Below are 12,183 nucleotides of genomic sequence, written 5' to 3'. Positions count from 1 at the left end.
ATGTTTGCAGTTGGTCTTCATTTCAATCGAAAGGTGAAGTCAAATGCTGGATTGATTTTAATTTTTTAGTGATAAGATTTTATTTCTATTAAAAAGCTTTATATAAGGGAAAATAACATGTCTGTTGCAACAATGGGTCAGTCTACAATTTCATCAATACCAGGACCAGGATTGCACGTTTGTTCTGGGAATCATAAAAAAAGACTTTTGATAGGGGAAGGAAATTTCTCATTTGCTTTAGCTTTGATTAATAAACATGATACGAAAGTTGGCCATTCTTCTGAGCAGTCGTTGGCTCATTCCATTATTGCAACAGAGTTAATTGATAAAATTCATTGCTCTGACTGTGATTCTGACTGTGATTCTGACTGTGATGATATGTTGGAAAAGTTTTCAGATCTTGGAGTTTCAAATATAAAAAGTAATGAGCCTAAACAGCCTAATTCCTGTAACAAATGTATAACAACCGTAAAGAGGATCGATGAACTTAAGAAAAGAGGAGTTATTGTTAAGCTGGGAATTGACGGAACGAAAATACATGAAATAGAAGAATTTGAGAACGTAAAATTCAAAAGGATTCACTGGAACTGCCCCCATGATAAAAGTAGGTTTCAAGACCAAACCTTACCGCCGCTTATTCAGAAATTTTTCAGGTCATGTGCAAAAGTACAAGATCCAGATGACAGAGTACATATTACTTTAGCACAGCCCCCAAGGAAAGTAAATTTTTATCAAGGCTATGTGTATGATATTACTAAAGCAGCTTCTGTAGCAGGCTATGTAATACTGAAGAAAAGAAAATTTGATAAGGAAAGATATCCTGAATATGAGCATGTAATAACTGGGACCAATAAGACAGCTACTGTTACTGAAGAAGGAGTACGAGAATTTGTATTTAAAAAAGTAACTAAAGAGGTCTTTGCTGAGGCCAAAAAAATTGTGAAAAAGCAAAATGGGAAAATGACCGTTAAACTTGTAGCGGAAAAATTAATAGAGAATTCAGAAAAGCAATGTAAGGTTGTTTCAGAAGTCTTTTGTAAATCTTCCAGAAATTATTTTTCTTGTTCAACTGACGACGATTCATCAGACTATGACGATTCATCAGATTAAGAAGTGTAGACACTATTTATATTACGGACCTCTACATTCTCCTATTGGTAGGGTTAGCCTTGAGGTAATGTAACACGATTTTGGCAGAAAACGTCATTCAAACTCCATTTGGAATTGTCAATTTTTTGATCTGCTAGAAGAAAAAATTGACAATTAAAAGTTCTACATGCGTCCAATTGTCTCCATTCTTTTGGACGCTTTTTATAGTCCACTAGTTTCGAATGCCCTCAAAAATCTTTTCAAATTCTTTGCAAGCGCCTTTGGTAGATGACTCAGTGATTTCAAAGAATTGTTTAACGACAAAGTCCTTTCTCTCGGCATATTCTTATAAACACCCTTCCTGAGCAGGAATTGATTGAGTTCTTTCTCTTGTCTTTACTTGAAACTCTAGCAAGCAGTACCGGTTTCATATTCGAGCCTTTATTACATCTTTAATTGAAAAGCTATTATGAGATCTGATTTGAAAAATTAGTTTACAAAAGGAGAGAAGCTAGCTGCCGTTTAATAGTAATCTGAATTTTGGGTTTTTAGGCAGCCTTTCATAATAGGTGATGTTGTTCTGCTAAGTTTATAGATCGCTTTTTAGGTTGGTAAGTATAAGTGACAATCCCGAAGGTTCTTCTCTAAATAAACAAAGCGATTAGTGCTCATTAAATGTAGAAACTCTTTGCCTAAGTAATTAATAACATGTTCGTAAGAGTGCTTAAATGGCGGTTTTTTTTACCCTCTACTAGTTTTAGCAAAAGAAAAATAGAAAAAATAATTGAGAAAAAAATCCAAGCGAGTTCAAAAGAAGGAATATTTAAAAAGAGGACTTTTATTTCGCTTTGGAGCTTTACTATCCCTACTGATTTCGAGGCATAATTTTGTATTTTTTTATAATTTTTAATAATTAGCTGCTTTTTTCCTTTATTCAATCATTCAATCATTTGTTTTGCCGTTCTAGTTTTGTATGATTTCCGGCATTTTTTTAAGCATCTGAAATTCCCATGGCATGTTTGTAGATGAGAGATCTCGATCTTAAAGAAAAATATTCTCTCGTAAGCGGTTGGATTATATAACCGACACGCAAATCTAAATGCTAAGCAAAGCTGAATAGGGTAAATAGCATTGACGGGTTCTAACAAAACTACTGAGAGGAAATAGTTTTTTCTTCTTTCTTATTGTCGTTACTCAAAAATTCAGTGAGTTTGCAAAAATTGGAAAAGCAATCAAAAAATAAAATAGCTTTAAAATATGTTTTGAAAACGAAAAGGCAAAAAAGATAAAAAGTGTGTTGCGATAAAACATGAATATTTTGTATGTTAGTAGTCTCTTCCGCAATAAACGTTGAAAAACAAAACGCGTAAGAATAGCGATCGCCTTGAGCGATGCGAGATTGTTTTGACAGTATAAGAAAGACAATGTGCAAGCAAACAATAGAGCTTGTGTGAGGCATGAAGATGCCCCACATATAGCACTACATTTAAGTAGTGCAGATTAATATAATCAACTCAGGTTTTCAAGAGTTTATTTTTCTGTGAGAATTTGATCTTGGTTCAGATTGAATGCTGACAGCGTGGATGAGGCATGCAAGTCGAACGAAACCTTCGGGTTTAGTGGCGGAAGGGTTAGTAAGACATGGATAACTTGCCTTTAACTCTGGGATAACGGTTGGAAACGACCGCTAATACCGGATAGGGTGAAAAGAAGACATCTTTTTTTTATTAAAGTGGGGGATCGCAAGACCTCGCGGTTAAAGAGAGGTCCATGGGATATCAGCTAGTTGGTGTGGTAAAGGCGCACCAAGGCTAAGACGTCTAGGCGGATTGAGAGATTGACCGCCAACACTGGGACTGAGAACTGCCCAGACTCCTACGGGAGGCTGCAGTCGAGAATCATTCGCAATGGGCGAAAGCCTGACGATGCGACGCTGTGTGAGTGAAGAAGGCCTTAGGGTCGTAAAGCTCTTTCGCCTGGGAACAAGATGAGCTGGCTAACATCCAGTGATTTTGAGCGTACCAGGTAAAGAAGCACCGGCTAACTCCGTGCCAGCAGCTGCGGTAATACGGAGGGTGCAAGCATTAATCGGATTTATTGGGCGTAAAGGGCGCGTAGGCGGGGGTGTCAGTCAGATGTGAAATCCCGAGGCTCAACCTCGGAACAGCATTTGAAACTACATCTCTAGAGGGTAGGCGGAGAAAACGGAATTCCACAAGTAGCGGTGAAATGCGTAGATATGTGGAAGAACACCGGTGGCGAAGGCGGTTTTCTAGCTTATACCTGACGCTAAAGCGCGAAAGCAAGGGGATCAAACAGGATTAGATACCCTGGTAGTCCTTGCCGTAAACTATGTATACTTGGTGTAACTGGACTCAACCCTAGTTGTGCCGTAGCTAACGCGTTAAGTATACCGCCTGGGGAGTACAGTCGCAAGGCTGAAACTCAAAAGAATTGACGGGGACCCGCACAAGCAGTGGAGCATGTGGTTTAATTCGATGCAACGCGAAGAACCTTACCCAGACTTGACATGTAGTAGACCGGTCTAGAAATAGGCCTTTCCTTCGGGACTGCTACACAGGTGCTGCATGGCTGTCGTCAGCTCGTGCCGTGAGGTGTTGGGTTAAGTCCCGCAACGAGCGCAACCCTTATCATTAGTTGCCAACATTTAAGGTGGGAACTCTAATGAGACTGCCTGGGTTAACCAGGAGGAAGGTGAGGATGACGTCAAGTCCGCATGGCCCTTATGTCTGGGGCTACACACGTGCTACAATGGTCGGTACAAAAGGCAGCGAAGCCGCGAGGTGAAGCAAATCCCGAAAGCCGGCCCCAGTTCAGATTGTAGTCTGCAACTCGACTACATGAAGACGGAATTGCTAGTAATGGCGAGTCAGCAACATCGCCGTGAATACGTTCCCGGGTCTTGTACACACCGCCCGTCACATCATGGGAGTTGGTTTTACCCGAATCCGCTGGCTTAACCGCAAGGGAAGAGGCGTGTAAGGTGAGGCCGATGACTGGGATGAAGTCGTAACAAGGTAGCCCTACCGGAAGGTGGGGCTGGATCACCTCCTTTAAAGGACAGTTTGCTAATTTAGCAAACAGGTTGGGCAAGCTCTATGCTTCGTACATTGTCTTACTTATACTGTCAAACGACAGAAACTATTTTGAAAGTCATAAAAGTTTAAGAATCAAGTTTAATCTGAAACGTTGATTGTTCGAAAGAACAAGAAACGTGAAAAGTAAAGATGACCAAAGTCATCACAAATTCACTGATCAAAATCAGCGCTTGAGAATAATCTTCACACAAAAATTTAAGTGACATAAGCGATCAGCTTATGTGAGTCGTAACTCATACTTAATTGCTTGAGACTAAAATTTTTTGGTCAAGCTATTAAGGGCTATTGGTGGATGCCTTGGCATTAACAGGCGATGAAGGACGCGAAACCTGCGAAAAGCTTCGGTGAGCTGGAAAAAAGCATTGACCCGGAGATATCCGAATGGAGCAATCCAACCAGAGTAATGTCTGGTTATCCTTAACTGAATCCATAGGTTAAGGAGGCGACACCTGCCGAACTGAAACATCTAAGTAGGCAGAGGAAAAGAAATCAAATCAGAGATTCCCATAGTAGCGGCGAGCGAAGTGGGAAGAGCCCAAACCACTAATTTATTAGTGGGGTTGTAGGACTCATCACAACGGCTAGCGAACTTTAGCAGAACATTTCTGGAAAGTTAGGCGATACAAGGTGAAAGCCCCGTATGCGAAAAAGAGAGCTAGTCAGATGAGCACCTGAGTAGGGCCGGACACGTGAAACCCGGTCTGAATCCGGAGGGACCACCCTCCAAGGCTAAATACTCGTTAATGACCGATAGTGAACCAGTACCGTGAGGGAAAGGTGAAAAGAACCCCTGTTAGGGGAGTGAAATAGAACCTGAAACCAATAGCTTACAAACGGTCGAAGGCCTATGCCCAATGATTTGGGAATGGCTGACGGCGTGCCTTTTGCATGATGAGCCAGCGAGTTGCGTTAAATGGCAAGGTTAAGGGATCTCATTCCGAAGCCGAAGCGAAAGCGAGTCTTAAAAGGGCGTTAAGTCATTTGGCGCAGACACGAAACCAAGTGATCTATCCATGACCAGGTTGAAGCAAGGGTAACACCTTGTGGAGGACCGAACTAGTAACTGTTGAAAAAGTTTTGGATGAGTTGTGGATAGGGGTGAAAGGCCAATCAAACTTGGAGATATCTTGTTCTCTTCGAAATAACTTTCGGGTTAGCCTCGGACAGCCCTTTACAGGGGTAGAGCACTGAATTCACGCGGGGGTCTTACCGACCTACCAAAGGAAATCAAACTCCGAATACTGTAAAGTCGTCCGGGAGATAGACAGCGTGGGATAAGCTACGTTGTCAAAAGGGGAACAGCCCAGATCGCCGATTAAGGCCCCTAATTCTATGCTAAGTGAGTAAGGAAGTGGAGTTTCTAAAACAGTTGGGATGTTGGCTTAGAGGCAGCCATCATTTAAAGAGTGCGTAACAGCTCACCAATCGAGAAACTCTGCGCCGATAATATCCGGGACTAAAGCATAGAGCCGAAATCGCGGGTTTATTCTGTTAAAGAATAAGCGGTAGGAGAGCGTAGTATGCAGCGTCGAAGATGTACCGTAAGGAGCGTTGGAGCGCATACTAGTGATAATGCATGGCATGAGTAAACGATAAAGGAGGTGAAAATCCTCCTCGCCGAAAACCTAAGGTTTCCAGGGTAAAGTTCGTCTTCCCTGGGTTAGCCGGTCCCTAAGCCGAGGCTGAAAAGCGTAGGTGATGGAAAGCAGGTTAAATATTCCTGCGCCACCTAAAACTATGGTGACGGGTCGACGGAGTACGTTAAGCGCGCGGACCATTGGATGTGTCCGTGGGGCAATGAGGTTGGTTAGTAGGTAAATCCGCTAACGGAAGACCAGGTTGTCACTAAGGGAAACCTTCGGGGGAACCGATAGCGTAGCGCAAGGCTTCCAAGAAATAGACTCTAATCGTTGATGGTGACCGTACCAAAACCGACACAGGTGGGTGGGAAGAATATTCTAAGGCGCGCGAGAGAACTCTTGTTAAGGAACTCGGCAAATTATCCTCGTAACTTCGGGAGAAGAGGAGCCACAAGTTGTGATAGCACTAGCTGCTAGAGCATCCTGTGGCCGCAGAGAAATGGCCCAGGCGACTGTTTAACAAAAACACAGCACTATGCAAAGACGTCTAAGTCGAAGTATATGGTGTGATGCCTGCCCAATGCCAAAAGGTCAAAAGGAGATGTTAGCACGTTAAGTGCAAAGCATTGAATTTAAGCCCTGGTGAATGGCGGCCGTAACTATAACGGTCCTAAGGTAGCGAAATTCCTTGTCGGGTAAGTTCCGACCTGCACGAATGGTATAACGATCTGGGCACTGTCTCAACAAGAGACTCGGTGAAATTGTAGTAGCAGTGAAGATGCTGTTTACCCGCAATAAGACGGAAAGACCCCGTGAACCTTTACTGTACTCTGATATTGGCTCTTGACTTGTCATGTGTAGAATAACCAGGAGACTAAGAAAGCTCATCGTCAGGTGAGCTGGAGTCGTCGTTGAAATACTGGTCTTGATAAGTCGGGAATCTAACGAAATCCCATGAAGCTGGGATTCGGACATTGTCAGACGGGCAGTTTTGCTGGGGCGGTATCCTCCTAAAGAGTAACGGAGGAGTCCAAAGCTTGCCTCATCGTGGTTGGCAATCACGAGTAGAGCGTAAAGGTATAAGGCAAGTTAACTGTGAGACCTGCAAGTCGAACAGAGACGAAAGTCGGGCTTAGTGATCCGGCGGTGGAATGTGGAATCGCCGTCGCTCAACGGATAAAAGGTACTCCGGGGATAACAGGCTTATCGCCACCAAGAGTTCATATCGACGTGGCGGTTTGGCACCTCGATGTCGACTCATCGCATCCTGGGGCTGAAGAAGGTCCCAAGGGTTTGGCTGTTCGCCAATTAAAGCGGTACGCGAGTTGGGTTCAAAACGTCGTGAGACAGTTTGGTCCCTATCTTTTGTGGGCGTAGGATACTTGAGAGGAGCTGCTTCTAGTACGAGAGGACCGAAGTGGACGAACCAATGGTGAGCCGGTTGTTCTGCCAAGAGCATTGCCGGGTAGCTATGTTCGGAACGGATAAGCGTTGAAAGCATATAAACGCCAAGCCTCCCTCAAGATAAGGTATCCCTATCAGACACCATATAGACCATGTGGTTAATAGGTTGGGTGTGTAAGCGCAGTAATGCGTTGAGCTTACCAATACTAATCGGTCGATCGGCTTGACCACCTTTTTTTCTAAAGGATGAAAACCATTCCCTTTAGCACAAACAGTGTGGTGCGAAATAAAAAATCAAGCGTGTGAGATTGTTTTCAAGAGCTGATTTTGATAAGTGAAACTTAAACCTTTTATGATTTTCGTTTGGTGGCATTAGAGAAAGGGAAATACCTGAACCCATTCCGAACTCAGAAGTCAAGCCTTTCATCGCCGATGGTACTGCACACAAGAGTGTGGGAGAGTAGGTCGCCGCCAAACTTTTCTTTTTGGCCTTAAAACACCCCGTTTTAAGGCCCTTTTTTTTGCCCCCTTTCTTCCCTTTTCTTTGAGGCTTCCTTGCCAACCGTCCATGATTTGCCTGGCATTCCCAATAAAGCTACTCATGAATTTGTTTTGTATTTAAGAAAAACATTTTCTAAATATTCAAATTTAATTTGATAAATATTATTATCTAAACTAAAAAGTTTTTAAATTTATATAAATTTTAAAGAGAGATGATATGAATCCAGAATTAAGATTTGAAACAGCATTGAAAGCTTGCTATGGTCAAAACGAAAAAATAAACAGTAACGAAAAAATTTTATTGGTTCAAAATGGCCAATGGCAGAGCGTTGATCAATCCTACAAGTATATCCAAGCTCTATTTGAACAAACGATTCAAGAAATAGTCTTGCTAGATTCGAGTCAAATAAATACTCCTTTTTTAGCTGTTTGGATTCGAGATTTTAATGCGACTAAAACGACAAAAGATTTGCAAAATAAAAAAATTACAACCATTAAAGCCTCTGATACCCATATTCAATTTAGTTCTGTAAAAGGATTTGAATGGTTGTCCAATTTTTATCCCACGCTTATATATGATGCTGAAAATCAATTTATTTATCCCCACGTAGAGGCCGCTTATGTGGCCTTTAAAGCTAAAATGGCGGGTAAAAGCCCAGAAGAAGTCAGAGAATTTGCAATAACAATAGACCCCAAATTAGTGAAACAGCTTGGATCTCATTTGTGGAGATGGGAAACTCCTGAAGATGGTAAAAAAGTAATTCAAGAAATGAGGCGTTTGGTGGCATTAAAAGTGAGTCAAAATCCTCTAATTAAAACTTGGCTAACGCCTTCGGCGGATCGATCGTTGACTTTCGAAGAATTTACATCAGATACATTTTGGGGAAGCGGTTATGGAACAAAGATCGATGATATGCAATCTAATCATTTAGGAAGAATTTTTAATGAAATCAGCAACGAGCTCAAAAGCAATAGTAATGTCCAAAATTTCACCAATTCAGCACTGAAAGCAAAATCAAAAAAATCTAGAAATTATTAGTGAGCGGGCCAATTTTTATTTTTCCGAATAAAAAATTAACTTCTTGAGCTTGAGACTAGACAAGTTGACTTTGAAATTCTACTTGGCGAATTTCAAAGTCAAGTTGGTTTTTACATATTTTTTCTTACGATTTATAAGGGGGTGTAAATTCAGGAATAAAAGGAACAGGATCACTTGTTGTTTTTGATTTAGGATGAGTAACAGTTCCTTTTGCTAAAACATCTGGGAATGACATTTGATTGGGAACTTTATGAGCAAACCAATGAAGAGCCGCTGTGGTAGGCCGTTGTGCCTGCGCATTTTGATTCATGCCTTTCCAAAAGACATCTTTGATTTTGTTTAGATCATTTGATTTAATTTCTTCTGAAATTGTTTTCATGATTACAGCATGATAGATCTGAATTTTTACATTACTTTTTCTTAATTCTTCTAATTTATCGAGCGCAGTTTTGGTAATATAAGGAATAATAACATGAAAGGTAGGCTTTACGCCCGTATTATTAAAAATAATCTCATTAGCACGAGTAATATTATTTGCCATTTGATTGCCAGAGTAAGATCCATCATCGACAATGACGTAGTTTGGTATGTCTCTATTTTCTTCCATTTGCTTTAAAGAATAGTCTAACCTAGCAGCTCCTTCTTCCCCTACACAAAGATAGGCTTTTGCGTTTAACCCTTGTTGCATCACTAATTCTGTTACCCATTTTTGGCTTTTTCCGGGTTCGACTAAAGCAATGTAATCGTTAACTTTACCATGAAATTGTTGGTAAGCTCGGGTAAGCTCATCATGAAAAGTTTGAAATGAAACATACGTAATTTTACTTTGTAAGTTGTTTAATGCTGGTTGATATTTAGCTTCGTAACTTTCTACCCATTGTTTATAAGCATGGCCGTTAATTTGTTGTTCTGGAGGTTGTTGTGGTTCCCCCATCGTTAATTCTCCTTCATAGGGATAAGTTCCAATGATAGGGATTCCATCATTAACTGGACCGATATGGTGATTAGAATAATCCATTTTAATTATCCTTTATTTTTTATTATTTATTAAAATGAAGGTTAAATTATCTTTTTTTATCGCATCTTGTTAACTTTATTTTACTACTAAAAATAGTTTTATTTATTAAGCATTTATTAATTATTTGTTAATTGTTTAACTGGATCAAAATTGAATAAATTTTTTTGCGAAATATAAAGGGGAAAACTATAGTGAGGATAACTACGTTCACGGAGGGAATATGTCTCAACCAATCAAAATTGCAATTTCGGGAGGAGCGGGGCAAATTGCTTATAGCTTATTATTTCGCTTAGCGAGCGGAGAATTGTTTGGGCCTAATCAATTGATTGAATTACAGGTTTTAGAAGTTCCAAATGCTTTGTCAGCTTTAGAAGGCGTAAAAATGGAGATAGAAGATTGTGCATTTCCGCTTCTATCTTCCATTAAGATTTGCAGCGATCCGTATCAAGCATTTGAGGACATTGATTACGCTCTTTTAATTGGTGCAAAGTCACGCGGTCCTGGAATGGAGCGAAGAGATTTATTACAGGAAAATAGTAAAATTTTTGTTAATCAGGGACAGGCTTTAAATGCTGTGGCAAAGTCTTCAGCTAAGATATTTGTTGTCGGGAATCCTTGTAATACGAATTGTTTAATTGCATTAAACAACGCCCCCAGCTTAAAAAGAGAAAATTTTTATGCTATGACTCGTTTAGATCAAAATCGAGCTACGTTTTTTCTTTCCCAAAAAAGTCAAGTTTCAACAAAGGATGTCTCTTGTGTAACGATTTGGGGAAACCACTCTGCGACGCAGGTTCCTGATTTTGTGAATGCAAAAATTAGTCAGAAACCGGTTGAAACTATAATTCCCGACCGTCAATGGTTAGAAAAAGATTTTATAGAGTCTGTTCAAAAACGAGGAGCAGCGATCATTCAAGCTAGAGGAAAATCATCTGCAGCTTCTGCGGCCAGTGCTTTATTAGACGCCATGCGAGACCGGATTTTACCAACCCCCACCGGACAATGGTTTTCTACTGCTCTGTTGTCAGATGGGAATCCTTATGGAATTGAAGAAGGATTAATTTTCTCTTTCCCTTGTCGCGTCAAAAAAAATGGAGAGCTTTCTATTGTTTCAGGGCTTAAATGGGATGCATTTTTGGAGGAAAAAATTAAATTAACAGAGCAAGAATTAAAAGAAGAAAGAGAGATGGTTAGTTCAATATTAAAAATTTGAAATATTTTATTTTTTTATTTGATATAAAGATGGATTAAACCCAAGGAATCGTTATGTCTGAAGTCCTGTTCGAAATAACAAAAGAAAGCTTAGAAACTGGTTTAAGGGGTTATCCAGTCGGGTACTGCACAACTTCAAGTGTTGATCCTGTCAAAGGTCTTTTTTATGCAGGGCATCCAGTATCAGAAATTGATCAATGGGAACCCGAGCAAGTAATTTATTTGCTTTATCATGGATATGTTGGTAAACCTGAAGAGGTTTCTAGATTTAGTCAAGATTTATTAATAAGAGCCAATTGCTCAACAGCGTTGATTGAATCGATTGAAAAATTGCCTAGAAATATTCATCCTATGAAACTTTTTTCTATTGCTTTACTTTTAGCAAGTGGATTTGAAGGAAAAAATGATTATCATGAAGATTATTTAAATTTAATCGCGAAAGTTCCTGAAATTGCAGCGACTGTTATTAACCATCATGCAGGATGGGGGAAGACCAAACAATCACAGCCTCAACTCGGCTATATGGAAAATTTTACGCAAATGCTTAATGTGCCAGATGCTAATCAGCAAGAGTTAGCAAGAGCCTTTAAATTTTTTAACGTTTTGCACTATGATCATGGAGGAGGGAATCTTTCAGCTTTTGTTGGTAAAGCTGTTGCTTCAGGCTTAGAAGATTTATATGGATCTATGTCAGCAGCTATGTGTGCATTAGCAGGGCCACGTCATGGAAAGGCTAATCAAGATTGTTTGACTTTTGTTCATCAACTCGTTGAAGAGTTAGGCGAACATAGCACAGAAGAAGAATTAGAAAGGCTTATTCGGGCTCATTTAGATAAAGGAGAGTTGATATTTGGCTTTGGACACGCCGTTTTACGTGTTGAGGATCCACGAGCTACTCTTCTTTACGAAGTAACTAATCAGTATTATGCTTCCCATGCTCTTGTAAAAATGGCACAGCTTTTAAGAAAAGTGGGTAGTAAAGTGTTGCAAAATAATCCTAAAATTTCAGATCCTTATCCCAACGTTGATGCTATTTCAGGAATTTTATTGACAGCCGCTGGCTTTCCTTGTTCTGAATATTACACTGTTTTGTTTGGACTTGCACGTGTAGTGGGAATTGGAAGACAAATCGTCTATGAAAGAAAAGAAGCGCGAGAAGGAAAAGGCACGCCAATTGTGAGACCTAAATACTTTTTTAAGGAAAATAAACAATAGAAGATT

5 protein-coding genes and 3 rRNA genes are annotated in these 12,183 nt (G+C 40.2%); 7 read left to right on the top strand and 1 reads right to left on the bottom strand.

Annotated features, from left to right (window positions below):
• Positions 1-117: 117 nt before the first annotated feature.
• The 5 genes from PC_RS08530 (at position 118) to PC_RS08500 (ending at position 8,732) form a co-directional block, all read left to right on the top strand.
• Complete coding sequence (locus PC_RS08530) at positions 118-1,110, top strand: class I SAM-dependent methyltransferase (protein WP_011176323.1); 993 nt, start codon at positions 118-120, stop codon at positions 1,108-1,110.
• Positions 1,111-2,625: 1,515 nt separating this feature from the next.
• Positions 2,626-4,165, top strand: a 16S ribosomal RNA gene (locus tag PC_RS08515).
• Between the two features lie 308 nt (positions 4,166-4,473).
• Positions 4,474-7,423 (top strand): 23S ribosomal RNA (locus tag PC_RS08510).
• Between the two features lie 131 nt (positions 7,424-7,554).
• Positions 7,555-7,669, top strand: a 5S ribosomal RNA gene (gene rrf / locus PC_RS08505).
• The 16S, 23S and 5S rRNA genes sit together here, the layout of an rRNA operon.
• A gap of 241 nt (positions 7,670-7,910) precedes the next feature.
• Entirely contained in the window at positions 7,911-8,732 is an 822-nt protein-coding gene (locus tag PC_RS08500; protein ID WP_011176319.1) for an NADAR family protein, read from the top strand.
• Positions 8,733-8,856: 124 nt separating this feature from the next.
• Here PC_RS08500 and PC_RS08495 read toward each other — a convergent pair whose 3' ends face one another.
• Entirely contained in the window at positions 8,857-9,750 is an 894-nt protein-coding gene (locus PC_RS08495) for a phosphoribosyltransferase-like protein (protein ID WP_011176318.1), read from the bottom strand.
• 220 nt (positions 9,751-9,970) lie between these two features.
• On the opposite strand from PC_RS08495, the gene PC_RS08490 reads away from it, so the two are divergent.
• Positions 9,971-10,963, top strand: a complete 993-nt coding sequence (locus tag PC_RS08490) for a malate dehydrogenase (RefSeq protein WP_011176317.1) — start codon at positions 9,971-9,973, stop codon at positions 10,961-10,963.
• 53 nt (positions 10,964-11,016) lie between these two features.
• On the top strand, positions 11,017-12,177 hold the full coding sequence (locus PC_RS08485) for a citrate (Si)-synthase (RefSeq protein ID WP_011176316.1): 1,161 nt from the start codon (positions 11,017-11,019) through the stop codon (positions 12,175-12,177).
• The last annotated feature ends 6 nt before the right edge of the window (positions 12,178-12,183 follow it).

This window comes from Candidatus Protochlamydia amoebophila UWE25, assembly GCF_000011565.2.
In the GTDB taxonomy this organism is placed as follows: Bacteria; Chlamydiota; Chlamydiia; order Chlamydiales; family Parachlamydiaceae; genus Protochlamydia; species Protochlamydia amoebophila.
The sequence above is the reverse complement of the archived record's forward strand: the minus strand, read 5'-3'. Positions and strand labels throughout refer to the sequence as shown.